Origin of the sequence: Pseudomonas sp. MS646 (assembly GCF_036693845.1) — a bacterium.
GTDB lineage: Bacteria > Pseudomonadota > Gammaproteobacteria > Pseudomonadales > Pseudomonadaceae > Aquipseudomonas > Aquipseudomonas chlororaphis_E.
Genome location: NZ_CP144763.1, coordinates 1,099,693 through 1,123,810 on the forward strand (window position 1 = coordinate 1,099,693; position 24,118 = coordinate 1,123,810).

24 protein-coding genes and 1 other RNA gene are annotated in these 24,118 nt (G+C 61.5%); 19 read left to right on the top strand and 6 right to left on the bottom strand.

Annotated features, from left to right (window positions below; translation table 11 throughout):
* The first annotated feature begins 59 nt into the window (after window positions 1–59).
* The gene (gene zapE / locus V3H56_RS04700; protein WP_042728267.1) at window positions 60–1,154 is read left to right on the top strand and encodes a cell division protein ZapE; all 1,095 of its coding nucleotides are present in this window, start codon (window positions 60–62) and stop codon (window positions 1,152–1,154) included.
* A 190-nt stretch (window positions 1,155–1,344) separates the two neighbouring features.
* Here the strand turns inward: zapE and V3H56_RS04705 are convergent, their stop codons facing one another.
* Complete coding sequence (locus V3H56_RS04705; protein ID WP_172679749.1) at window positions 1,345–2,241, bottom strand: GlxA family transcriptional regulator; 897 nt, start codon at window positions 2,239–2,241, stop codon at window positions 1,345–1,347.
* Between the two features lie 244 nt (window positions 2,242–2,485).
* On the opposite strand from V3H56_RS04705, the gene V3H56_RS04710 reads away from it, so the two are divergent.
* Window positions 2,486–3,622, top strand: a complete 1,137-nt coding sequence (locus tag V3H56_RS04710; protein ID WP_042728269.1) for an acyl-CoA dehydrogenase family protein — start codon at window positions 2,486–2,488, stop codon at window positions 3,620–3,622.
* Window positions 3,623–3,753: 131 nt separating this feature from the next.
* Here the strand turns inward: V3H56_RS04710 and V3H56_RS04715 are convergent, their stop codons facing one another.
* Complete coding sequence (locus V3H56_RS04715; RefSeq protein WP_047738232.1) at window positions 3,754–4,794, bottom strand: NADP(H)-dependent aldo-keto reductase; 1,041 nt, start codon at window positions 4,792–4,794, stop codon at window positions 3,754–3,756.
* Window positions 4,795–5,039: 245 nt separating this feature from the next.
* On the opposite strand from V3H56_RS04715, the gene rplM reads away from it, so the two are divergent.
* From rplM to V3H56_RS04755, 8 genes are all read left to right on the top strand, one after another.
* Complete coding sequence (gene rplM / locus V3H56_RS04720) at window positions 5,040–5,468, top strand: 50S ribosomal protein L13 (protein WP_003205365.1); 429 nt, start codon at window positions 5,040–5,042, stop codon at window positions 5,466–5,468.
* 14 nt (window positions 5,469–5,482) lie between these two features.
* Window positions 5,483–5,875: a 30S ribosomal protein S9 gene (rpsI, locus tag V3H56_RS04725; RefSeq protein WP_003228056.1), complete on the top strand. Its 393-nt coding sequence runs from the start codon at window positions 5,483–5,485 to the stop codon at window positions 5,873–5,875.
* A gap of 256 nt (window positions 5,876–6,131) precedes the next feature.
* A complete protein-coding gene (gene petA, locus V3H56_RS04730) occupies window positions 6,132–6,725 on the top strand; it encodes a ubiquinol-cytochrome c reductase iron-sulfur subunit (protein ID WP_003205363.1) in 594 nt (197 codons plus the stop codon).
* Entirely contained in the window at window positions 6,725–7,936 is a 1,212-nt protein-coding gene (locus V3H56_RS04735; RefSeq protein ID WP_042732149.1) for a cytochrome bc complex cytochrome b subunit, read from the top strand. The genes petA and V3H56_RS04735 overlap by 1 nt, the downstream gene beginning before the upstream one ends.
* On the top strand, window positions 7,936–8,718 hold the full coding sequence (locus tag V3H56_RS04740) for a cytochrome c1 (RefSeq protein WP_042732148.1): 783 nt from the start codon (window positions 7,936–7,938) through the stop codon (window positions 8,716–8,718). Before V3H56_RS04735 ends, V3H56_RS04740 begins: the two co-directional genes overlap by 1 nt.
* Before the next feature lie 158 nt (window positions 8,719–8,876).
* On the top strand, window positions 8,877–9,494 hold the full coding sequence (locus V3H56_RS04745) for a glutathione S-transferase N-terminal domain-containing protein (RefSeq protein WP_042732147.1): 618 nt from the start codon (window positions 8,877–8,879) through the stop codon (window positions 9,492–9,494).
* A gap of 16 nt (window positions 9,495–9,510) precedes the next feature.
* Complete coding sequence (locus V3H56_RS04750) at window positions 9,511–9,921, top strand: ClpXP protease specificity-enhancing factor (RefSeq protein WP_042732146.1); 411 nt, start codon at window positions 9,511–9,513, stop codon at window positions 9,919–9,921.
* A gap of 729 nt (window positions 9,922–10,650) precedes the next feature.
* Window positions 10,651–10,950 (top strand): hypothetical protein, encoded by a 300-nt coding sequence (locus tag V3H56_RS04755; RefSeq protein WP_080964410.1) that lies wholly within the window; start codon window positions 10,651–10,653, stop codon window positions 10,948–10,950.
* 528 nt (window positions 10,951–11,478) lie between these two features.
* On the opposite strand, the gene V3H56_RS04760 is transcribed toward V3H56_RS04755, so the two are convergent.
* The 4 genes from V3H56_RS04760 to V3H56_RS04775 all read right to left on the bottom strand — a co-directional run bounded on the left by V3H56_RS04760 (window position 11,479) and on the right by V3H56_RS04775 (window position 14,934).
* Window positions 11,479–12,057, bottom strand: coding sequence for a BON domain-containing protein (locus V3H56_RS04760; RefSeq protein ID WP_042729546.1), 579 nt, complete (start codon window positions 12,055–12,057; stop codon window positions 11,479–11,481).
* A complete protein-coding gene (locus V3H56_RS04765) occupies window positions 12,054–12,647 on the bottom strand; it encodes a phosphoheptose isomerase (RefSeq protein ID WP_042729547.1) in 594 nt (197 codons plus the stop codon). Before V3H56_RS04765 ends, V3H56_RS04760 begins: the two co-directional genes overlap by 4 nt.
* A 113-nt stretch (window positions 12,648–12,760) precedes the next feature.
* Window positions 12,761–13,123 carry a YraN family protein gene (locus tag V3H56_RS04770; RefSeq protein WP_338474262.1) on the bottom strand — a complete coding sequence of 121 codons (363 nt, stop codon included), beginning with the start codon at window positions 13,121–13,123 and terminating at the stop codon, window positions 12,761–12,763.
* On the bottom strand, window positions 13,123–14,934 hold the full coding sequence (locus V3H56_RS04775; protein ID WP_338474263.1) for a penicillin-binding protein activator: 1,812 nt from the start codon (window positions 14,932–14,934) through the stop codon (window positions 13,123–13,125). The genes V3H56_RS04770 and V3H56_RS04775 overlap by 1 nt, the downstream gene beginning before the upstream one ends.
* A 208-nt stretch (window positions 14,935–15,142) precedes the next feature.
* On the opposite strand from V3H56_RS04775, the gene rsmI reads away from it, so the two are divergent.
* The 9 genes from rsmI to mraY all read left to right on the top strand — a co-directional run bounded on the left by rsmI (window position 15,143) and on the right by mraY (window position 24,118).
* On the top strand, window positions 15,143–16,048 hold the full coding sequence (gene rsmI / locus V3H56_RS04780; protein WP_042729550.1) for a 16S rRNA (cytidine(1402)-2'-O)-methyltransferase: 906 nt from the start codon (window positions 15,143–15,145) through the stop codon (window positions 16,046–16,048).
* Between the two features lie 74 nt (window positions 16,049–16,122).
* Window positions 16,123–16,476: RNase P RNA component class A (gene rnpB, locus V3H56_RS04785), an RNA gene on the top strand.
* A 308-nt stretch (window positions 16,477–16,784) separates the two neighbouring features.
* Window positions 16,785–17,240, top strand: coding sequence for a division/cell wall cluster transcriptional repressor MraZ (gene mraZ, locus V3H56_RS04790; RefSeq protein ID WP_003205355.1), 456 nt, complete (start codon window positions 16,785–16,787; stop codon window positions 17,238–17,240).
* On the top strand, window positions 17,237–18,184 hold the full coding sequence (gene rsmH, locus V3H56_RS04795) for a 16S rRNA (cytosine(1402)-N(4))-methyltransferase RsmH (protein ID WP_047738223.1): 948 nt from the start codon (window positions 17,237–17,239) through the stop codon (window positions 18,182–18,184). Before mraZ ends, rsmH begins: the two co-directional genes overlap by 4 nt.
* Window positions 18,181–18,474 carry a cell division protein FtsL gene (gene ftsL / locus V3H56_RS04800; RefSeq protein WP_018930128.1) on the top strand — a complete coding sequence of 98 codons (294 nt, stop codon included), beginning with the start codon at window positions 18,181–18,183 and terminating at the stop codon, window positions 18,472–18,474. Before rsmH ends, ftsL begins: the two co-directional genes overlap by 4 nt.
* Complete coding sequence (locus V3H56_RS04805) at window positions 18,474–20,213, top strand: penicillin-binding protein 2 (protein WP_172679750.1); 1,740 nt, start codon at window positions 18,474–18,476, stop codon at window positions 20,211–20,213. The genes ftsL and V3H56_RS04805 overlap by 1 nt, the downstream gene beginning before the upstream one ends.
* Complete coding sequence (locus V3H56_RS04810; protein WP_047738220.1) at window positions 20,213–21,676, top strand: UDP-N-acetylmuramoyl-L-alanyl-D-glutamate--2,6-diaminopimelate ligase; 1,464 nt, start codon at window positions 20,213–20,215, stop codon at window positions 21,674–21,676. The genes V3H56_RS04805 and V3H56_RS04810 overlap by 1 nt, the downstream gene beginning before the upstream one ends.
* Window positions 21,669–23,036, top strand: coding sequence for a UDP-N-acetylmuramoyl-tripeptide--D-alanyl-D-alanine ligase (murF, locus tag V3H56_RS04815; RefSeq protein WP_042729554.1), 1,368 nt, complete (start codon window positions 21,669–21,671; stop codon window positions 23,034–23,036). The genes V3H56_RS04810 and murF overlap by 8 nt, the downstream gene beginning before the upstream one ends.
* Complete coding sequence (gene mraY, locus V3H56_RS04820; RefSeq protein ID WP_042729555.1) at window positions 23,036–24,118, top strand: phospho-N-acetylmuramoyl-pentapeptide-transferase; 1,083 nt, start codon at window positions 23,036–23,038, stop codon at window positions 24,116–24,118. The genes murF and mraY overlap by 1 nt, the downstream gene beginning before the upstream one ends.

Here is a 24,118-nt window from a genome sequence, read left to right on the forward strand (position 1 = left end):
GCCATTCCCTTGGGCCATCGCTACAGTGACGGCCCGTTTTTGTTGCCTTGCTAACGAATATGACGCCCCTAGAACGATACCAAGCTGATCTGAAACGCCCGGAGTTCTTCCACGACGCAGCCCAGGAAACGGCGGTGCGCCATTTGCAGCGCCTGTACGATGACCTGATCGCCGCGTCGAACAACAAGCCAGGCTTGTTGGGCAAACTGTTCGGCAAAAAAGACCAGGCACCGGTCAAGGGCCTGTATTTCTGGGGCGGCGTGGGCCGTGGCAAGACCTATCTGGTGGACACCTTCTTTGAAGCGCTGCCCTTCAAGGAAAAGACTCGCACGCACTTTCACCGTTTCATGAAGCGCGTGCACGAGGAAATGAAGACCCTGGGTGGCGAGAAGAACCCGCTGACCATCATCGCCAAGCGCTTTGCCCAGGAAACCCGGGTGATCTGCTTCGATGAGTTCTTCGTGTCCGACATCACCGACGCGATGATCCTCGGCACCCTGATGGAAGAGCTGTTCAAGAACGGCGTGACCCTGGTCGCCACCTCGAACATCGTCCCGGACGGCCTGTACAAGGACGGCCTGCAACGCGCACGCTTCCTGCCGGCCATTGCGCTGATCAAGGAACACACCGAGATCGTCAACGTCGACAGCGGCGTCGACTACCGCCTGCGTCACCTTGAGCAAGCCGAGCTGTTCCACTTCCCGCTGGATGCCGCCGCCGAAGAAAGCCTGCGCAAGAGCTTCCGCGCCCTGACGCCGGAATGCACCCAGGCCATCGAAAATGACGTGCTGATCATCGAGAACCGTGAGATTCGCGCCATCCGCACCTGCGACGACGTCGCCTGGTTCGACTTCCGCGAACTGTGCGACGGCCCGCGCAGCCAGAACGACTACATCGAACTGGGCAAGATCTTCCACGCCGTGCTGCTCAGTGGTGTTGAACAGATGAGCGTCACCACCGACGACATCGCCCGTCGCTTCATCAACATGGTCGACGAGTTCTACGACCGTAACGTGAAGCTGATCATCTCGGCGGAAGTCGAACTCAAGGACCTCTACACCGGCGGTCGCCTGACCTTCGAATTCCAGCGCACCCTCAGTCGCCTGCTGGAAATGCAATCCCACGAATTCCTGTCGCGGGCGCACAAGCCGTAGGGCGTTCGCCTAAAAAAGGGCCTGCGATTGCAGGCCTTTTTTGTGCGCGGGAGATTTAGCCGTTCACTGCATAACCCTGTGGGACCGAGCTTGCTCGCGATGGCGTCGTGTCAGTCAGTATCAGTGCTGCTGAACCGCCGCCTTCGCGAGCAAGCCCGCTCCCACAGTGGATCGTTGCCAAGCCTCCGGGCTACGCCGCTTGCTGGAACTGCTGCCGATACTGGTTCGGTGACAGGTCGGTGTGTTGACGGAACAGGCGGGCGAAAAAGCTCGCGTCGTCGTAGCCCACTTCGTAGCTGATGGTCTTGATGCTCTTGCGGCTGCCGGAGAGCAGGCCCTTGGCCGTTTCGATGCGCAGCCGTTGCAGGTAATGCAGTGGCTTGTCTCCGGTGGCGGTCTGGAAGCGGCGCATGAAGTTGCGGATGCTCATGCCATGCTCGCGGGCAACGTCCTCGAAGCGGAACTTGTCGGCGAAGTGTTCTTCGAGCCAGTGCTGGATCTGCAGGATGATCACGTCCTGGTGCAGCTTCTGCCCGCCGAAGCCGATCCGCCCGGGTGAGTAGCTGCGCTGCACTTCATACAGAATATCCCGCGCCACCGCCTGGGCCACGTTGGCGCCGCAGAAGCGTTCGATGAGATAGATGTACAGGTCGCACGCCGATGTCGTGCCGCCGGCGCAGAACAGGTTGTCGGCGTCGGTCAGGTGCTTGTCCTGGTTGAGGTGGACCTGGGGAAAACGCTCCTTGAACGCGTTGAAGAAGCGCCAGTAGGTGGTCGCCTCCTTGCCATCGAGCAGCCCGGCTTCGGCCAGCCAGAACACCCCGGTGGCTTCGCCGCAGAGCACCGCGCCGCGAGCGTGCTGCTCGCGCAGCCAGGGCAGGATCTGCGGATAGCGCTGGCACAGCGCCTGGAAGTCATCCCAGAACGCCGGAAGGATGATGACGTCAGTGTCTTCCAGGCCGCCGTCCACCGGCATGATCACGTCGCTGAAACTGTTGACCGGTTTGCCGTCCGGGCTGACCAGGCGGATTTCGAACGCCGGTGTCAGGCCCAGGCCCAGCTGTTTGCCGTAGCGCAGGCTGGCCAGGTAGAAGAAGTCCTTGGCTTGCATGAGGGTGAAGGCGAAGACCCGGTCGATGGCCAGGATACTGACGCGCCGCAAGGGCGTGGAGACGTGCATGGACATAATTCATCTTTATTTTTATAGGGGAAAGTGGTCACCAAACGGCTGGATCGTCTTATTTTTTGTCGGATGTGTCCAGTGTCCTGTCATTCTTCGCCGGCTTAGGCTCTGTTGGATAACCACGTCGAACAATAACGAAAGGTGCCCCATGATCCCGAGAACCCTGTTCAGCCCCGAGCACGAATTGTTTCGTGACAGCGTACGAACCTTCCTTGAAAAAGAAGCCGTGCCGTACCACAGCCAGTGGGAAAAGCAGGGGCATGTGGACCGCCAGCTCTGGAACAAGGCAGGGGAGGCGGGCATGCTGTGCTCCCACCTGCCCGAGGCATACGGCGGGCTTGAGGCCGATTTTCTCTACAGCACGGTGGTGATCGAGGAAATCGGCCGCCTGGGCCTGACCGGGATCGGCTTCTCATTGCACTCCGACATCGTCGCGCCCTACATCCTGCATTACGGCAGCGAAGCGCTGAAGCACAAGTACCTGCCGAAGCTGGTGTCTGGCGAGATGGTCACGGCCATTGCCATGACCGAGCCTGGCGCCGGCTCCGACCTGCAGGGCGTGAAGACCACCGCGGTGCTGGAGGGCGACGAATACGTCATCAACGGCTCCAAGACCTTCATCACCAATGGCTTCCTGGCGGACCTGGTGATTGTCGTCGCCAAGACCGATCCGAAGGCCGGTGCGAAGGGCACCAGCCTGTTCCTGGTGGAGGCGGGGACGCCGGGCTTCGAGAAGGGCAAGCGCCTGGAAAAAGTCGGCATGAAGGCCCAGGACACTTCGGAACTGTTCTTCCAGGATGTCCGCATCCCAAAGGAAAACCTGCTCGGGCAAGCCGGGATGGGTTTTGCCTACTTGATGCAGGAACTGCCCCGGGAGCGCCTGACCGTCGCCATCGGCGGCCTGGCCTCGGCCGAAGCGGCCCTGCAATGGACCCTTGACTACACCCGTGACCGCAAGGCGTTTGGCAAATCCATCGCGGACTTCCAGAACACCCGCTTCAAGTTGGCGGAAATGGCCACCGAGATTCAGATTGGCCGGGTCTTCGTCGATCGCTGCCTGGAGTTGCACCTGCAGGGCAAGCTCGATGTGCCGACGGCGGCGATGGCCAAGTACTGGGGCACTGACCTGCAATGCAAGGTGCTCGACGAATGCGTGCAGTTGCACGGCGGTTACGGCTTCATGTGGGAGTACCCGATTGCCCGGGCGTGGGCCGATGCGCGGGTGCAGCGGATCTATGCCGGGACGAACGAGATCATGAAGGAGATCATTGCGCGGTCGCTTTGATTTTCGGTGAGTTCGGGATCGCTTTCGCGAGCAAGCCCGCTCCCACAGGAGTCCTGCGTCGATCACGAAAGAGTGTTCAGACACAAAACCCTGTGGGAGCGGGCTTGCTCGCGAAGGCTTTTACCGGGTGATCAAGGCGCCGGGTTCGGATGATCCTTGTGGATCGCCTCGATCCCTGCCAGGACTTCCTTCGAGAGCTTCAGGTCGGCGCTGGCGATGTTGCTGTCCAGTTGTTCCAGCGTGGTGGCGCCAATGATGTTGCTGGTTACGAACGGCTGCTGGGTGACGAACGCCAGCGCCATCTGCGCCGGGTCCAGGCCGTGCTCCCGGGCCAGCGCCACATAACGGCTGCACGCCGCTTCCGATTGCGGGTTGAAGTAGCGCGTGAAGCGGCTGTACAAGCTCAGGCGGCCCTTGGCGGGTCGTGCGCCTCCTTCGTACTTGCCCGACAGGAAGCCGAACGCCAAGGGCGAGTAGGCCAGCAGCCCGCACTGTTCGCGGATGGCGATTTCCGCCAGGCCGACCTCGAAGCTGCGGTTGAGCAGGTTGTAGGGGTTCTGGATCGACACGGCGCGCGGCCAGCCCCGGGCTTCGGCCAGGGCGAGGAACTTCATCGTGCCCCAGGGCGTTTCGTTGGACAGGCCGATGTGGCGGATCTTGCCCGCGCGCACCTGTTCGTCCAGGGCTTCGAGGGTTTCCTCCAGCGGGGTGAAGTCCTCGTCGGCCTTGTGCTGGTAGCCCAGTTGGCCGAAGAAATTGGTGCTGCGTTCCGGCCAGTGCAGTTGGTAGAGGTCGATCCAGTCGGTTTGCAGGCGCTTGAGGCTGGCGTCCACGGCCTCGACGATGTGCCGGCGGTTATGCTTGAGCTGCTTGTCGCGGATGTAGTCGATGGTGTTGCCCGGGCCGGCGATCTTGCTCGCCAGGATCCAGTCGGCGCGGTCGCCGCGGCTCTTGAAATAATTGCCGATGTAGCGCTCGGTGGTGGCATAGGTCTCGGCCTTCGGCGGGACCGGGTACATCTCGGCGGTGTCCATGAAATTGATGCCGGCGCCCTTGGCGCGCTCGATCTGGGCGAAGGCCTCGGCCTCGCTGTTCTGCTCACCCCAGGTCATGGTGCCGAGGCACAGGGCGCTCACGTTCAGATCGGTACGGCCTAGCTGGCGATAGTCCATCGGGACCTCCTTGGGCAAAACAATCATAAAAGCAGGTTGAAAAAGTTTTCGCAATCTGCATAATTGCGCACCTCTTTCTGCAGTGGAAGTGATGCCCCGCCGCCGAAGAATCTTGCCGTTGAACGGACGCGCCGACCCGAGCCCCCGAAAGCGTCTGTATCCGGCTGCCTTTGACTTGTCAAAGTACGCACTATTCAGTAAGATCCGCCGTCTAATTTACAGGGCGGCCCCTGAGGCTATAAAGAATGAAAACTTTTACTGCTAAACCGGAAACAGTAAAGCGCGACTGGTTCGTCGTCGACGCTGCTGGTCAGACCCTGGGTCGTCTGGCCACCGAAATCGCGAGCCGTCTGCGTGGCAAGCACAAGCCTGAGTACACCCCTCACGTTGACACCGGCGACTACATCGTCGTGATCAACGCTGAGCAAGTACGTGTTACTGGCGCTAAAACCACTGACAAAATGTACTACTCCCACTCCGGTTTTCCTGGCGGCATCAAGTCGATCAACTTTGAAAAGCTGATCGCCAAGGCCCCTGAGCGCGTGATCGAGACCGCGGTTAAAGGCATGCTGCCTAAGAACCCGCTGGGTCGCGACATGTATCGTAAGCTGAAGGTTTATGCGGGCGCTGCTCACCCTCATACTGCTCAGCAGCCCCAAGAACTGAAGTTTTAACGGAATAGTTCATTATGTCGGCGACTCAAAATTACGGCACTGGCCGTCGCAAGACTGCAACCGCACGCGTTTTCCTGCGTCCGGGCACTGGTAATATCTCCATCAACAACCGCTCCCTGGATAATTTCTTCGGCCGCGAAACTGCCCGCATGGTAGTTCGTCAGCCGCTGGAACTGACCGAGACCGTCGAAAAATTCGACATCTACGTCACCGTTATCGGTGGTGGTGTAAGTGGCCAGGCTGGCGCAATCCGCCACGGCATCACTCGCGCCCTGATGGACTACGACGAAACCCTGCGTAGCGCCCTGCGCAAAGCCGGCTTCGTGACTCGCGATGCTCGTGAAGTTGAACGTAAGAAAGTCGGTCTGCGTAAAGCGCGTAAGCGTCCGCAGTACTCGAAGCGTTAATTTCGCTTCCGCTTTCAAAAGGCGCCCAGTTCCTCACGGAGCTGGGCGTTTTTTTATGCGTGAAAGAATTGCTCTGTGACAACTTGCCACATTCGTAGAACCCCTATACTACAAGGCTTAGCGGTTTGGCCGCTTGGTAATTACCTTGTCAGAATTGGGGCTTTTCATTACCATTCGGCAAAATTTTTATAAGTTCAGATTTTTACTTAGTAGACGCCTGATCTAACAGGCCACAAAGCTGATGGGAGAGGACTGAATGAGCAATGACGGCGTGAATGCAGGCCGGCGTCGCTTCCTGGTAGCAGCCACATCCGTGGTGGGTGCTGCAGGAGCGGTGGGGGCTGCGGTCCCGTTCGTGGGGTCATGGTTTCCCAGTGCCAAGGCGAAAGCTGCAGGTGCACCGGTGAAAGTGAATGTCAGCAAGATCGAGCCAGGCCAGCAGATGATTGCTGAGTGGCGCGGCCAGCCGGTGTTCATCGTCCGCCGTACAGAGGAAATCCTGGGGAATCTGAAAAAGATCGAGGGTCAGCTGTCCGACCCATCCTCCAAGAACTCGGTCCAACCGGAATACGTCAATCCTGAAACGCGTTCGATCAAGCCGGAAGTCCTGCTACTGATCGGGATCTGCACGCACCTGGGTTGCTCGCCAACGTTCCGTCCCGAAGTGGCCCCGGCCGACCTGGGCAAGGATTGGGTCGGTGGCTATTTCTGCCCTTGCCACGGCTCCCACTATGACCTGGCCGGTCGCGTCTACAAGTCGCAGCCTGCACCGTTGAACCTGCCAGTTCCCCCGCATTCCTATGAGACCGACGACATCATTGTCATCGGCGTCGATACGGAGAAAGCGTGATGAGCAAGCTAATGGATTGGGTTGATGCGCGCTTTCCCGCGACCAAGATGTGGGAAGACCATCTCAGCAAGTACTACGCTCCAAAAAACTTCAACTTCTTCTACTTCTTTGGCTCCCTGGCGCTGCTCGTTCTGGTCAACCAGATCGTCACCGGTGTCTGGCTGACCATGAGCTACACCCCGTCGGCGGAAGAAGCATTCGCTTCTGTCGAATACATCATGCGCGACGTCGAGTACGGTTCGATCCTGCGTCTGCTGCACTCCACCGGCGCCTCGGCGTTCTTCATCGTGGTCTATCTGCACATGTTCCGTGGCCTGCTCTACGGTTCGTACCAGAAACCGCGTGAGCTGGTGTGGGTCTTCGGCATGCTGATCTACCTGGCGCTGATGGCCGAGGCCTTCATGGGCTACCTGCTACCGTGGGGCCAGATGTCCTACTGGGGCGCCCAGGTGATCATCTCGCTGTTCGGTGCGATCCCGGTCATCGGCAACGACCTGACCCAGTGGATTCGTGGTGACTACCTGATCTCCGGCATTACCCTGAACCGCTTCTTCGCCCTGCACGTGGTCGCCCTGCCGATCGTGATCCTTGGCCTGGTGGTGCTGCACATCCTGGCGCTGCACGAAGTCGGCTCGAACAACCCGGACGGCGTGGACATCAAGAAACACAAGGACGAAAACGGCGTACCGCTGGACGGCATCGCCTTCCACCCGTACTACACCGTGAAGGACATCGTTGGTGTGGTGGTCTTCCTGTTCATCTTCTGCTCCATCGTGTTCTTCTTCCCGGAGATGGGTGGGTATTTCCTCGAGAAGCCGAACTTCGAACAGGCGAACGCCTTCAAGACCCCTGAGCACATTGCCCCGGTCTGGTACTTCACGCCGTTCTACGCGATCTTGCGGGCGATTCCGGACAAGCTGCTGGGTGTTATCGCCATGGGCGCGGCCATCGCCGTGCTGTTCGTCCTGCCGTGGCTGGACCGCAGTCCGGTCAAGTCGATGCGCTACAAAGGCTGGCTGAGCAAAATCTGGCTGGTGGTGTTCTGCATCTCGTTCGTGATCCTGGGTGTGCTGGGCGTACTGGCACCGACACCGGAACGTACGCTGCTTTCGCAGGTGTGCACCTTCCTGTACTTCGCCTACTTCATTCTGATGCCGTTCTATACCAGGCTCGAGAAGACCAAACCGGTTCCGGAAAGGGTGACTGGCTGATGAAAAAGCTATTTGCTGTACTGATTCTTGCTGCCATGCCTGTACTGTCCTTCGCGGCTGAACACGGTGGTCCTGAGCTGGAAAAAGTCGACATCGACGTTTCCGACAAAGCCGCCATGCAGGACGGCGCGCGTACGTTCGCCAACTACTGCATGGGCTGCCACAGCGCCAAGTTCCAACGTTACGAGCGTGTGGCCGATGACTTGGGCATTCCCCACGAAGTGATGCTGGAGAAGCTGGTGTTCACCGGTGCCAAGCTGGGCGATCACATGACCGTCGGCATGCAGCCTTCGGATGCCAAGACCTGGTTCGGCGCGGCGCCGCCCGACCTGACCCTGGTGGCGCGAGTGCGTGGCACCGACTGGCTCTACGGCTACCTGCGGTCGTTCTACGAAGATCCTGCGCGTCCATGGGGCGTGAACAACAAGGTCTTCCCGAACGTCGGCATGCCTAACGTCCTGGTCGGCCTGCAGGGTCGCCAAGTGGTAGGCTGCAAACAGGTGCAGATCGTCGAGAACGGCAAGAAGCAATTCGACCCGTTGACCGGCACCGCCTTGACTCACGAAGCCTGCGATCAGTTGACCATCGTGCCGAACAGCGGCACCTTGACCCCTGAGCAGTTCGACGAGAAGGTCAAGAACCTGGTGACCTTCCTGGCCTACTCGGCCAACCCGGTGAAGCTGGAGCATCAGCGCATCGGTACGTATGTATTGCTGTACCTGGCGTTCTTCTTCGTATTCGCTTACCTGCTCAAGCGTGAATACTGGAAAGACGTGCATTGATAAAGCTGTAAGCTGTAAGCCGTTGCTGTTAATCGTGCGCGCCCAAGGGCGTCTCTGAAAGTGTAACGAGCCTGGTCGGCCAGGCGTTACGGGAGGCGCCCTCTGGGCGCGCTCGTTTTTCCGTTTTTCGAAAATTTCTACAAGCGAGGAGGATCGCCATGGGCGTGACCAATCGGTTGGCCTGCTACTCCGACCCCGCCGACCACTATTCCCACCGGGTACGCATCGTACTGGCCGAGAAGGGTGTCAGCGCCGAGATCATCTACGTCGAAGCGGGCCGTCAGCCGCCAAAACTGATCGAGGTGAACCCTTACGGCAGCCTGCCTACGCTGGTCGATCGCGACCTGGCGTTGTGGGAGTCGACCGTGGTGATGGAATACCTGGATGAGCGTTATCCGCATCCGCCTTTGCTGCCGGTGTACCCTGTCGCGCGTGCCAACAGTCGTTTGCTGATGCATCGCATCCAGCGAGACTGGTGCGGGTTGGTGGACCAGATCCTGGACCCACGGACCAAGGAGCCTGCGCGGGTCGTGGCTCGTAAAGAGTTGCGTGAAAGCCTGACGGGCGTATCGCCGCTGTTCATCGACAAGCCGTTCTTTCTCAGTGAGGAACAAAGTCTGGTGGATTGCTGCCTATTACCCATACTCTGGCGATTGCCTGTCCTGGGTATCGAACTGCCGCGGCCTGCCAAGCCGCTGCTTGATTATATGGAGCGCCAATTCGCGCGTGAGGCTTTCCAGGCGAGTCTGTCTGGCGTCGAACGCGACATGCGCTAAGGCTTAAGGAGCCGCTATGAACTCCAGTCGACCTTATCTGGTCCGCGCGCTCTACGAGTGGATTGTGGACAATGACTGTACCCCGCACATGCTGGTCAACGCCGAGTATCCATCGGTGCAGGTGCCACAGGGGTTTGCCAATGACGGGCAGATTGTCCTGAACGTTTCGCCGGCTGCCGTGCGCCATCTGCACATGGACAACGACGCCGTGAGTTTCGAAGGGCGCTTTGGGGGCGTGCCGCACACGCTGTTCGTGCCTATCGCCGCGATCCTGGGGATTTATGCTCGGGAGAACGGCCAGGGCATGGTGTTCGAGCTCGAAACGCCGCTGGACGGCGAGGAGGCCTTCGAGGCCGACGAGGACTTGCCGCCGGATGATGAGCCGCCACGGCCTAGTGGGCGGCCTAGTCTTAAGGTGGTGAAGTAGCGGGGCGCCGGTTTTTGATTGGTTGGTGTGTAGATCCGTTTCTGCGGTAACGGCTGCTTAGGGTTCCGCCCTTACGGCGGGTCACTTTCGAAAAGCGCGAAAGTAACCAAAGCGCTCTTGCCCCACCACTGGGCACCTCGCCAAGGCTCGGTGTTCCCTCACTCCGGCATTGCTCCGTGGGCCCGCCGCGAAGGGTCATCCATGACCCAGCGCGGCTATCCCGGCATCCATGCCGGGATGCCCATTACGCAATGCCTGCGTTCGGCCCTTGTGGTTAATGGGGCGTCTAAGATCAAAAGCCAGAGCCAGAGCCAGAGCCAGAGCCAAAGCCAAAGCCAAAGCCAAAGCCAAAGCCAAAGCCAAAGCCAAAGCCAAAGCCAAAGCCAAAGCCAAAGCCAAAGCCAAGCCAAAGCCAAGCCAAAGCGAGGCGGCCTAACGGTCGGTCTGACTTTTCCGGCCGTAGCTGAATCCTGTGGGAGCGAGCTTGCTCGCGAAGACGGTCTGACAGCCACCAATCTCTCAGGGTGTATTTCCAGTAAATCGAATGCCGTGGTCGAACGCAGCCTAGGATTGCGACACCCACCCCCTGTGGCGAGGGAGCTTGCTCCCGCTGGGCGGCAAAGCCGTCCCAAAACCAAGGACGCCTTCTTTCAGGAAAACCACCTGAACCCGCCCCACGACGGCTACGCCGCCGAGCGGGAGCAAGCTCCCTCGCCACAGGGGAGGGCTGTGCCTTCCTCGCCGTCCGCAAAATCCAAAGCCAAGCAGCAAGACGAAACCACCCAACGCGTGCTTGATCACTACTTGCTGCCGAAGTTGGATAAGTCCCAAGACGAACCAAAACCGGGCCAGGTATTCACCGTCGTGAAAGGCCTCGATAACGAATGCTTGCTCGCCAATCTGAGCGAAACCCTGTCCTCGGCGGACGCCATGGCCAACGAACTCGCATTCGACCTGGAAGGCTCGCGGCATCATTTGGCGCTTGGTATTCAGCCTAGCCCTCTGTGGGAGCGAGCTTGCTCGCGATAGCGTCAGGTCAGCAGTATTGATGTTGGCTGACACACTGCAATCGCGAGCAAGCTCGCTCCCACAGTTGGATTGAGGTGCAGCCGGAAAGTCAGGTCAGCCATTAGGCCGCCTCGCTCCTGCTCTGGCTTTTGCTTTTGCTTTTGCTTTTGATCTTAGGCGCCCCATAAACACAAGGGCCGAACGCAGGCATTGCGCAGTGGGCATCCCGGCATGGATGCCGGGATAGCCGCGCTGGGTCATGGATGGCCCTTCGCGGCGGGCCCACGGAGCAATGCCGGAGTGAGGGAACACCGAGCCTAGGCGAGGTGCCCAGTGGTGGGGCAAAGCGCTTTTGGTTACTTTTGGCTGGCCGGCACTCCGGGCTCTTCCAAAAGTGACCCGCCGTAAGGGCGGAACCCCAAGCAGCCGTTACCGAAGAAACGGATATTCACACAAACCACTCCCTCAAAAAAAAACGGCGCCCCCCCATATAAAGAAGCACCGTTTTTCCAGTCAAACCAAGGGCAGCATCAAGAACCGCCACTCCCCTCAGTCAATATACTCAAACAACTTCACGATCTTCTGCACCCCAGACACCCCCTGCACCAGATTGGTCGCCTGGGCGGCCTCCTGCTTGGTCAGCAACCCCAGCAGATAAACGATGCCATTCTCAGTCACAACCTTGATCCGCGAGCCAGGAATGCTGGCGTCGGTGAGCATCTGGGTCTTGATCTTGGTGGTCAGCCAGGCATCGTTCTGGCGGGCCAGCAGCGAGGACGGTTGCAGGACCTGCAGTTCGTTGTGCACGGTCTTGACCCGCTGCACCGAGCTGGCGGCCTGTTCGGCCTTGGCCTTGAGGTCGGCGCGCGGGGTCTGGCCGGCCAGCAGCACAACGCCGTTGAAGCTGGTCACGACGATGTGCGAGTTGTTGTCCAGGTCCGGGTCGGCCTTGGCGATGTTCACGCCGGCCTTGGTTTCGATCAGCGAGTCGTCGATCTTGCTGCCGAAGGTACGGGTGCCGCGGTCGTCCTCGATCGGCTTCTCCCGGCTGGCATTAACCACCGAGGTGCAGCCGCTGATGCCGAGGCACAGGGTCAGGGCCAGAAGGCCCAGGCGATTAGGGGTCATTCTTCACTCCCGAATATTTGGCTGTCGATCAGGTCGCAGAGACAGTGGATCGCCAGCAGATGGACTTCCTGGATACGTGCGGTGACTTTGGCCGGTACGCGGATCTCGACATCTTCAGGCAGCAGCAGTGAAGCCATGCCGCCGCCGTCGCGACCAGTCAATGCTACGACAATCATTTCGCGATCATGTGCGGCCTGGATCGCTTGAATAATGTTGGCGGAGTTGCCGCTGGTGGAAATCGCCAGCAGCACATCGCCAGGTTGGCCCAGGGCGCGGATCTGTTTGGAGAAGACTTCGTTGTAGCTGTAGTCGTTGGCGATCGAGGTGATCGTCGAGCTGTCGGTCGTCAGCGCGATGGCTGGCAGGCTCGGCCGCTCGCGTTCGAAGCGGTTGAGCAGTTCGGACGAGAAGTGCTGGGCGTCGCCGGCCGAGCCGCCGTTGCCGCACGACAGCATCTTGCCCTCGTTGAGCAGGGCGTTGACCATCACCTGGCTGGCTTGCTCGATGTGTGGTGCAAGTACGTCCATCGCCTGTTGTTTGGTGTCGATACTGGCCTGAAAAAGCTGGCGAATTCGCGATTGCATGTCCATCTGTGTGACCTTAAGTAGCGCGGCTTATCGGCACAAGCATGTGCGGCCCGCAAAGCAAAGAGCAATAAGTTGAGTGAAGGTTTCCGGCTCGGCTGGTCATGGGCGTCGACCGTTCAACTGTCGAAAGCGTTCTGCAGCCAGTTCAGCTGATCGGCGTTGCTGTCGATGGCAACCACGTCGAAGCGGCAGGGTTGATCGGCCCAGCGAGATTCGCGTTGCAGGAAATACTGTGCAGCGAAGACCAGCTTCTGGCGCTTGCGCGCGTCGATGCTGTCGAGCGCGCCACCCCATTGGGTATTTTTTCTGTAGCGAACTTCAACGAATACTACTGTATCGCCGTCAAGCATGACCAGATCAAGCTCGCCGCGTTTGCACAACCAGTTCTGCGCGACCAGCCGCAGGCCCTGTTGCTGGAGATGCGCGAGGGCCTGGCCCTCGGCATCCCGTCCGCTTTGCTGGCGTGATCGGTCGGGCATCAGCGCTGGGTGTCCGGCAAGCGCTGTACCTGGCCGTTGACGAACTGGGCCCACGGCAACTGGCGTTGAATGCGTTGGGACGGGGACACGGCCAGGCTGCCCGACAGGCCTTCGATGCGGCTGTCCGGCAGTGCCTTGAGCTGGCCCAGGCGAGGTGCCAGGCGGTAGGCGTCCACACCCATCGCGTACAGGCGGCCCAGGCTGCCACCGGCCTGCGGCCACTGGGCGGTGACCTGCTTGCGCAGCGGATCGTTGGCGTCGAGCAACCATGGCGTCTCGCAGAAGCGAATGCCGTTCATGTCGTTGTACTGGTTCTGGTCGCCGCTGGCGCTGAACACCTGGGACGTCGCGTAGACCGGTACGTCACCGGCGTATTGGAAGTTCAGGGTCGGCTTGATCTGCTGGGCCTGCTGCGGCGTCGACGCCAGGAAGATGAACTCGATGTCCTGGCGGCGGGACGGCTGGGCGGCAACGTTGGTGCCCACGGTGTTCTGCAGGCTCTTGGCGCGACCTTCGCTCTGGCGCAGTTGGAACATGTCGGCGATCTGCTGGGCCAGTTGCACCGGTTGGTCAACGCGTTCAGTGGCGATGATGGTGCCGCCGTTGCCCTGCCAGTCCTGGCTGAAGGCTTTCAGGACGCGGTCGCCCCATTCACCCTTCGGCACCATGACAGCGGCGCGGTGCAGACCGTCGGCGCGAGCGCGACGGGCCACTTCGCGGGCTTCATCCTCAGGCGCCAGGCCGAACTGGAACAGTTGGGCGGGACCTTGCTCGCCTTCGCTGTAGTTCAGCGCCAGGGTAGTGATCGGCAATTGCGCGCGGGCGCTGATCTGCTTGACCAGGGGTTTCTCCAGCGGGCCGACCACCAATTGCACGCCGTCGGCCTGGGCCTTGCGGTAGAACTCGTCCATGGAGGTCAGGCTGGAGCTGTCATACAGCTGGATGGCCGGCGGGTTCTGCCCGGCTTGTTGGGCCTGATAATGGGCGGCCAGGAAACCCTCGCGCAGCGCCTTGGCGACCGAGGCCAGCGGGCCGTTCTGCGGCAGCAGCAGGGCGATCTTGCTCAGCGGCTGGCTCGCCAGCGCCTTGAGCTTGACCAGTGGCGTCGGCAGCTGAAGGGCGGCGGGGTGCTTTGGATTCTGTTCGCGCCAGTGATCGATGGCCGCCTGCTGCTGTTCCAGGGTGCCGGCAGTCTTCACCGCCTGGGCCAGGCTCAGCCAGCCACCCAGGTCATCGTTGGAGGCCGGTTGCAGTTGGTCGGTGGGCAGCGAGGCGATCAGCGACCAGATGGCTTCGTGGTTCTTTGCCGCCGCGTCGTTCTCCAGCAGGGGCGCGATGAAGATGCGTTCCTTGGCGGCGGCCAGAGTCTGGCCATCGGCCTCCAGGGCGCGGGCACGTACGGTGCCGGTGCGGACCTGTTGCTCCACCGGCATTTCGCTCAGGTGTTGCAGGCTAGGATGGCTCAGTGCCGTCAGGGCGGCCTTGGGCTGGTTGCGGGTCATCGCCAGTTCGGCCGACAGCGTGCTGGCGAAAATCTGCTGGCCGGGCTTGAGTTGTTCCATCGGTACTTGTTGCAGGATCTGCGCGGACTGGCCGGCATTGCCCTGGCGGTAGGCCAGGTCGGCGGCGCTCAGGCGCAGCAGCGCGGCTTTTTCCGGCGTTTTGCTTTGGGCGGCCTGTTCGAGCAACTGCTCGATACTGGCATCCGGGGTCCGTGGAAGTTCGCCAAGGCTGGAGGAGGGCGAGCTGGCGCAGGCCGCCAGGAGGGCAGCGAGGCAGAGGGCGGAGAACAGCCGCAGGCAAGCGATCATGTAAGTGTTCCTGATACGAGATCAAATTAGCGTCGAATTGTACCCAAGCACTGGCCGGGGCGCGATGTTAGTGGCGTGAATCGGTCAATTTAGGTATTTCAAAGAGTGCGGTGCAGCACAAAAGACAGGTATTGCCCTGTGGTGCGGGAACAAGCTCCCTCGCCACAACGCCTAATGTGAGCAACTGAGACGTCCTGCACACGCTACAATGGCGGCTTTTACCGATCATGAGGTGTGCGTTTTGACTGCTCCAGGTGCTTTGAATTCCGCTGCCGGCTCGCTTTATGTGGTGGCGACGCCCATCGGCAACCTGGACGATATCAGCGCCCGGGCGCTGAAAATCCTGCAGGACGTGGCCCTCATCGCCGCCGAAGACACGCGCCATTCCCAGCGCCTGCTGCAGCATTTCGGCATCTCCACGCCGTTGGCGGCCTGCCATGAGCACAACGAGCGAGACGAAGGCAGCCGTTTCATTACCCGGCTGTTGGCCGGTGACAACGTCGCGCTGATCTCCGACGCGGGCACACCGCTGATTTCCGACCCAGGCTATCACCTGGTGCGCCAGGCGCGCGCCGCCGGCATCAACGTGGTGCCGGTGCCGGGGGCGTGCGCCTTGATCGCGGCATTGTCGGCGGCGGGCCTGCCGTCGGATCGTTTCATCTTCGAAGGCTTTCTGCCGGCCAAGGCGGTGGGGCGTCGGGCGCGCCTGGAGGCTATAAAGGAAGAGCCGCGCACACTGATCTTCTATGAAGCGCCGCACCGCATCCTCGAATGCCTGCAGGACATGGAGCTGGTATTCGGTGCCGAGCGGCCGGCGTTGCTGGCCCGCGAATTGACCAAGACCTTCGAGACACTCAAAGGCTTACCCCTGGCGCAGTTGCGCGCCTTCGTCGAAAGCGACAGCAACCAGCAGCGCGGTGAGTGCGTCGTGCTGGTGGCGGGCTGGACGCCGCCGGACAGTGAAGATGCGGTCAGCAGCGAAGCGATGCGCATCCTCGACCTGCTGCTGGAGGAAATGCCGCTCAAGCGCGCCGCTGCCCTCGCGGCGCAGATTACCGGCGAGCGCAAGAACGTGTTGTACCAGGTCGCGCTGGATAAACAGAAGGGGCAATGAAACCGGGGCGCCGGGCTGGCCAAAGGCTTTTAGCGCTTGTTCTTCGGGCGCTCTACCGTTAACCTTCGCGGCGGAGAGTCGATCGGACAGTCGCTGCCCTCTATGAGAATTAGAGGGGGGAGGAAAGTCCGGGCTCCATAGGGCGAAGTGCCAGGTAATGCCTGGGAGGCGTGAGCCTACGGAAAGTGCCACAGAAAATAACCGCCTAAGCGTTTCGGCGCCGGTAAGGGTGAAAAGGTGCGGTAAGAGCGCACCGCACGGCTGGCAACAGTTCGTGGCTAGGTAAACCCCACTTGGAGCAAGACCAAATAGGGTCCCAAGGCGTGGCCCGCGCTGGGACCGGGTAGGTTGCTAAAGATGTCCAGTGATGGCCATCGTAGACGAATGACTGTTCAAGACAGAACCCGGCTTACAGATCGACTCTCCACCTTTTCCCTTCCTGCCTGAATCACTGGCAGACGCAATTCCTAAGACCAAAAAAATCTTACTCTTAATAAATCACTTTAACTTGTGCGCGCAGCTTCCTGTGCCTGCTCGGGTTGGGGTGAAAATTCCTACGTCAGATTCCCGTTAACCCTTCTGAAACGCTCCTAAATCTCCGATCTATAAGGCTTTTCCTGCAATCCGTGCCTTGACGGTGCGGTGGGCGCATTCCTATAGTGTGCGCAAGTGGCGGAAAGTGGCATGAAGTGGGTTTTTTTGAAGGTAAAACGCCAAAAAGTGGAGAAACGCTGACGTGTTTCGCGGAGCCAACGCTATCAGTCTCGATGCAAAAGGCCGTCTCGCCATGCCGAGTCGGTATCGTGACGAGCTCGTTTCGCGAAGTTCGGGACAATTAATCGTCACGATCGACGCCGTTGACCCATGTCTGTGCGTTTACCCTCTGGATGAGTGGGAAATCATCGAAACCAAACTGCGCGCACTGCCTTCGCTGCGTGAAGAAAACCGCCGGCTGCAGCGTTTGCTGATCGGTAATGCCGTCGATCTCGAGCTCGACGGCAGCGGTCGTTTCCTGGTTCCACCGCGTCTGCGCGAATACGCCAAGTTGGACAAGCGCGCGATGCTGGTCGGCCAGCTGAACAAGTTCCAACTATGGGACGAAGATGCCTGGAATGCGGTTTCTGCCGCTGACCTTGCTGCTATTCAACAACCGGGCGCCATGCCTGATGAACTGCGTGATTTGATCCTGTGACTACTGATAGCGGCTTTAACCACATCACCGTACTGCTTGACGAGGCCGTCGAGGCGCTCGCGGTACGTCCTGATGGCTGCTATCTGGACGGCACGTTCGGTCGCGGCGGGCACAGCCGGTTGATCCTCAGCCAGCTGGGGCCGGGTGGTCGCCTGCTGGGATTCGACAAAGATCCTCAAGCGATTGCCACCGGGCAAGCGCTGGCGGCCGAAGACGGCCGCTTTGTCGTTGTGCAGCGCAGCTTTGCCGAGCTGGGCGCGGAGGTCGCTGGGCGCGGCCTGGCCGGCAAGGTCAGTGGCGTGTTGCTCGACCTGGGCGTGTCTTCGCCGCAGTTGGACGACCCGGAGCGCGGTTTCAGTTTCCTCAACGACGGCCCGCTGGACATGCGCATGGACCCGTCCCGGGGCATCAGCGCCGCCGAATTCGTCAACACCGCCTCGGTAGAAGAAATCGCCCGCGTCTTCAAGGAATACGGTGAAGAGCGTTTCTCCGGGCGCATGGCTCGTGCCGTGGTCGAGCGCCGCGACATCAAGCCTTTCGAACGCACTGGCGATCTGGCCGAGGTGCTCAAGGTTGCCAACCCAGCCTGGGAGAAGGGCAAGAACCCGGCGACCCGGGCTTTCCAGGGTTTGCGCATTCACGTCAATAATGAACTGGGCGACCTCGAGGCCGGCCTCGAAGCGGCGCTCGACGCCCTGGAAGTCGGCGGCCGGCTGGTGGTGATCAGCTTCCACTCCCTGGAAGATCGCATCGTCAAGCTGTTCATGCGCAAGCTCACCAAGGGCGAGGCCGATAATCTGCCACGCAACCTGCCGGTGCGTTTCGAAGCCTTTGTGCCGAAAATCAAGATCCACGGCAAGGCGCAGTTCGCCTCCGAAGCCGAACTCAAGGCCAACCCGCGTGCCCGCAGTGCGGTCATGCGTGTCGCGGAGAAGTTGCGGTGAGCAAGCTCTTCGCCAAGCCCCTGCCAGGCGGCAGCTTTTTCATGCTGCTGCTGTTCATCGGCGTGCTCGTGTCGGCCATCGGCGTGTCCTATAGCGCGCACTGGAACCGGCAGTTGCTCAATACCCTCTACAACGAACTCAGCGTGCGCGACAAGGCGCAGGCCGAGTGGGGGCGATTGATCCTGGAGCAGAGCACCTGGACCGCCCATAGCCGCATCGAAGTACTGGCCACCGAACAACTGAAAATGCGCATTCCCGGCGCTGCCGAAGTGCAGATGGTGGCGCCATGATGAAGCTCGAAGGGGCATTGTTCCCGTGGCGGTTCCGCCTGGTCCTGGGGTTGCTCGGGATCATGGTGGCGGCGATTTCCTGGCGCATCATCGACCTGCAGGTCGTCGACCGTGACTTCCTCAAGGGGCAAGGCGACGCGCGCAGCGTGCGGCACATTCCGATCCCGGCCCACCGTGGCCTGATCACCGACCGCAATGGCGAGCCGTTGGCGGTGAGTACCCCTGTGACCACATTGTGGGCCAACGCCAAGGAAATGCAGTTGGCCAAGGAGAAGTGGCCAGCGCTGGCAGCCGCCCTCGGGCAGGACCCCAAGGCCCTGGCCGAACGTCTTGAAGCCCAGGCCAACAAAGAATTCATCTACCTGGTGCGCGGGCTGACGCCTGAGCAAGGCCAGAGTGTGCTCGACCTGAAAGTGCCGGGCGTCTATGGCATTGAAGAGTTCCGGCGGTTCTACCCGGCCGGTGAAGTCACGGCCCACATGGTCGGCTTTACCGACATCGATGACCGCGGCCGTGAAGGGGTCGAGCTGGCCTATGACGAATGGCTCGCTGGCGTCGCCGGCAAGCGCCAGGTCATCAAGGATCGGCGCGGCAGGCTGATCAAGGATGTCCAGGTCACCAAGAACGCCAAGGCCGGCAAGCCCTTGGCGTTGTCCATTGACCTGCGCCTGCAATACCTGGCCAACCGCGAACTGCGCAATGCCATCGTCGAGAACGGTGCCAAGGCCGGCAGCCTGGTGATCATGGACGTGAAGACCGGCGAGATCCTGGCCATGGTCAACCAGCCGACCTACAACCCGAACAACCGTCGCAACCTGCAGCCGGCGATGATGCGCAACCGCGCGATGATCGACGTATTCGAGCCGGGTTCGACCATGAAGGCCGTGTCGATGGCCGCCGCCCTGGAAACCGGTCGCTGGAAGCCGAGCGATACCGTCGAGGTGTACCCAGGCACTTTGCAGATCGGCAAATACACCATTCGTGACGTGTCCAAGACCGAAGGCCCGGTGCTCGACCTGACCGGCATCCTGATCAACTCCAGTAACGTGGGCATGAGCAAGATCGCCTTCGACATTGGCGGCGAGACCATCTACCGCCTGGCGCAGAAGATCGGCCTCGGCCAGGACACCGGCCTGGGCTTCCCGGGCGAACGGGTCGGCAACCTGCCCAACTACCGCGACTGGCGCAAGGCCGAGACGGCCACGCTGTCCTACGGCTACGGCGTTTCGGTGACGGCGATCCAGTTGGTCCACGCGTTTTCCGCGCTGGCGAACAACGGGCGCATCGCGCCGCTGACCCTGATCAAGACCGACAAGGCCCCGCAGACCACCCAGGTGATCCCGGAGAACGTCGCGAAGACCATGCAGGGCATGCTGCAACAGGTGATCGAGGCGCCCCGGGGCGTCTTCCGTGCCCAGGTGCCGGCGTACCATGTCGCCGGTAAGTCCGGTACGGCCCGCAAGACTTCCGTGGGCACCAAGGGCTATGCCGAGAACTCCTACCGTTCGTTGTTTGCCGGCTTCGGTCCGATGAGCGATCCGCGCTACGCCATCGTCGTGGTCATCGACGAACCGAGCAAGGCTGGTTACTTCGGTGGCCTGGTCTCGGCGCCGGTGTTCAGCAAAGTGATGTCCGGCACCCTGCGCCTGATGAACATCACCCCGGATAACCTGCCGCCGACGCAGCAAGCCAGTACCGCACCGGTCGTTCCCTTGAAAGCCGAAGGAGGGCGCGGCTGATGTCCCTGAGCCTGAACAAGATTTTTGCCCATGCCGGGCACGACCTGCTGATTCGCGAGCTGGCCCTGGACAGTCGTAATGTGCGTGCCGGCGATCTGTTCCTGGCGGTGCCGGGCGCCCGTTTCGATGGCCGTGCCCATATCGCCGACGCCCTCCAGCGTGGCGCGGCGGCCGTGGCCTATGAAGTGCAGGGCGCGACGGTGTTGCCGATCACCGACGTCCCGCTGATTCCGGTCAAGGGCCTGGCGGCCCAACTGTCGGACATCGCCGGGCGCTTCTATGGCGACCCGAGCCGCCACCTGAACCTGATTGGCGTGACCGGCACCAACGGCAAGACCAGCGTGACCCAGCTGGTGGCCCAGGCCCTGGACCTGCTCGGCCAGCACTGCGGCATTGTCGGAACCCTGGGCAGCGGGTTCCATGGCGCCTTGGCCAGCGGCCTGCACACCACGCCGAACCCGATCGCCGTGCAAGCGACCCTGGCCGACCTGAAGAAGGCCGGTGCCAAGGCCGTCGCTATGGAAGTGTCCTCCCATGGCCTGGACCAGGGGCGCGTGACCGCGCTGGCGTTCGACGTCGCCGTGCTGACTAACCTGTCCCGCGATCACCTGGACTACCACGGCACCATGCAGGCCTACGGCGAAGCCAAGGCCAAGCTGTTCGCCTGGAATGACCTGAAATGCCGGGTCATCAACATCGACGACGCGTTCGGCCGGCAACTGGCCGCCGACTCGCACGAGTCCCGGCTGATCACCTACAGCCTGGAAGACGCGGGTGCCTACCTCTATGTACGCCAGGCCCAGTTCGATGACGAGGGCGTGCGCGCCACGTTGGTCACGCCCCAGGGCGAACACCATTTGCGCAGCACCTTGCTCGGTCGCTTCAACCTGAGCAACGTACTGGCCGCCATCGGCGCCTTGCTGGGCCTGGACTACGCGCTGGACGAAATCCTCAAGGTCCTGCCCAAGCTCGAAGGCCCGGCCGGGCGCATGCAGCGCCTGGGTGGCGGCACGCAACCGCTGGTGGTGGTCGACTACGCCCATACGCCCGATGCGCTGGAAAAAGTTTTGATGGCCCTGCGGCCCCATGCCAAGGGCAAGTTGCTGTGCCTGTTCGGCTGCGGCGGCGATCGCGATCGCGGCAAGCGCCCGCTGATGGCCGAAGTGGTCGAGCGGCTGGCCGACGGCGTGCTGGTCACCGATGACAACCCACGGACCGAAAACCCGTTGCAGATTTTCGACGACATCCGTGCCGGATTCTCGGTGGCGGATAACGTCACCTTCGTGGCCGGTCGCGGCCAGGCCATCGCCCAGTTGATCGCCGGCGCTTCGGCGGACGACGTGATCGTGCTGGCCGGCAAGGGCCACGAGGACTACCAGGAAATCAACGGCGTGCGCCATGCCTTCTCCGACCTGGTGGAAGCGGATCACGCCCTGACCGCGTGGGAGGTGGCCCATGCTTAAGGCCCTGACGCTCAGCGAATTGACCAGCGCCCTGAATGCGCGCCTCATCGCCGCGGACGCCACCTTCAACGGCGTCAGCATCGACAGCCGGGCCATTGCGCCGGGCCAGTTGTTCGTCGCCCTGACCGGCCCGCGCTTCGACGGCCACGATTACCTGAACGACGTAGCGACCAAAGGTGCAGTCGCGGCGCTGGTCGAGCGCGAAGTGACCAACAGCGCGCTGCCACAGTTGCTGGTCGACGACACGCGCCAGGCCCTGGGCCAACTCGGTGCGCTGAATCGCGCGGCGTATGGCAACCCGGTCGCGGCCATCACCGGCTCCAGCGGCAAGACCACGGTCAAGGAAATGCTGGCCAGCATCCTGCGCACCCGTGGGCCGGTGCTGGCGACCCGGGGCAACCTGAACAACGACCTCGGCGTGCCACTGACCCTGCTGGAGCTGGCACCGGAGCACACGGCCGCGGTCATCGAGCTGGGCGCTTCGCGGCTCGGCGAAATCGCCTACACAGTGGGCCTGACCCAGCCGCACGTGGCGGTGCTGAACAATGCCGGGACCGCCCACGTCGGCGAGTTCGGCGGGCCGGACAAGATCGTCGAGGCCAAGGGTGAGATCATCGAAGGGCTGCAAGCCGATGGCATCGCCGTGCTGAACCTGGACGACAAGGCCTTCGAAATCTGGAAGACCCGGGCGGGCGAACGCAAGGTGCTGACCTTTGCCTTGAGTAACCTCGCCGCCAATTTCTACGCCAGCGACCTGGACCGTGACGCACGCGGTTGCCCGGCCTTCAACCTGCACAGCCCCGACGGGGCCGAGCGAGTGCAGTTGAACCTGCTCGGCACCCATAACATTGCCAACGCCCTGGCCGCAGCGGCGGCGGCCCATGCCCTGGGCGTGTCGCTGCCAGGCATCGTCGCCGGGCTGAACGCGGTGCAACCGGTCAAGGGCCGTTGCGTCGCGCAGTTGGCCAGCAACGGCATGCGGGTCATCGACGACACCTACAACGCCAACCCGACGTCCATGTGCGCGGCGGTGGATATCCTCGCCGGTTTTACCGGTCGCACCGTGCTGGTACTGGGAGATATCGGCGAGTTGGGCGATTGGGCCCAGCAGGGCCACCACGATGTGGGGGCCTATGCCCGCGGCAAGGTCGACGCGTTGTACGCCGTCGGCCCGATGATGGCCCACGCGGTCGCCGCCTTTGGCGAGAACGCCCGGCACTTCACCACCCAGGCCGAGCTGATCCAGGCGCTGGGCGCCGAGCAGGATCCGAACACCACCTTATTGATCAAGGGCTCGCGTAGCGCTGCGATGGAAAACATCGTCGCGGCGCTGTGCGGCACCCGTATGGAGAAACATTAATGCTGCTGCTGCTAGCGGAGTACCTGCAACAGTTCTACAAAGGCTTCGCGGTCTTCCAGTACCTGACCCTGCGCGGGATCCTGGGTGTGCTGACCGCGCTGTCGTTGTCGCTGTTCCTGGGCCCGTGGATGATCCGCACCTTGCAGAACCTGCAGATCGGCCAGTCGGTGCGTAACGACGGCCCGCAATCGCACCTGTCCAAATCCGGCACCCCGACCATGGGCGGCGCGCTGATCCTGTCGTCCATCGGCATCAGTACCCTGCTCTGGGCCGACCTAGCGAACCGCTATGTCTGGGTCGTGCTGCTGGTGACTCTGTTTTTCGGTGCCATCGGCTGGGTCGATGACTACCGCAAGGTCATCGAGAAGAACTCCCGTGGGCTGCCCAGTCGCTGGAAGTATTTCTGGCAATCGGTGTTTGGCCTCGGCGCGGCGATCTTCCTTTATATGACCGCCGCTTCGCCGGTGGAAACCACCCTGATCCTGCCGATGCTCAAGGACTACAGCATTCCACTGGGCGCCGGCTTCATCGTGCTGACCTACCTGGTCATCGTCGGTTCGAGCAACGCGGTCAACCTCACCGATGGCCTCGACGGCCTAGCGATCATGCCGACGGTGATGGTCGGCGGCGCGCTGGGGATCTTCTGCTATCTGTCGGGTAACGTGAAATTCGCCGAATACCTGTTGATCCCTTACGTACCGGGGGCGGGTGAGCTGATCGTGTTCTGCGGCGCACTGATCGGTGCCGGCCTGGGCTTCCTGTGGTTCAACACCTACCCGGCACAAGTCTTCATGGGCGACGTCGGCGCGCTGGCGCTGGGCGCGGCCCTGGGCACCATCGCCGTCATCGTCCGCCAGGAAATCGTCCTGTTCATCATGGGCGGCGTGTTCGTGATGGAAACCCTGTCAGTCGTCATTCAGGTTGCGTCGTTTAAATTGACCGGCCGCCGCGTATTCCGCATGGCGCCGATCCACCACCACTTTGAACTCAAGGGCTGGCCCGAGCCGCGCGTGATCGTCCGTTTCTGGATCATCACCGTGATTCTGGTGCTGATCGGCCTTGCCACCCTGAAACTGAGGTAG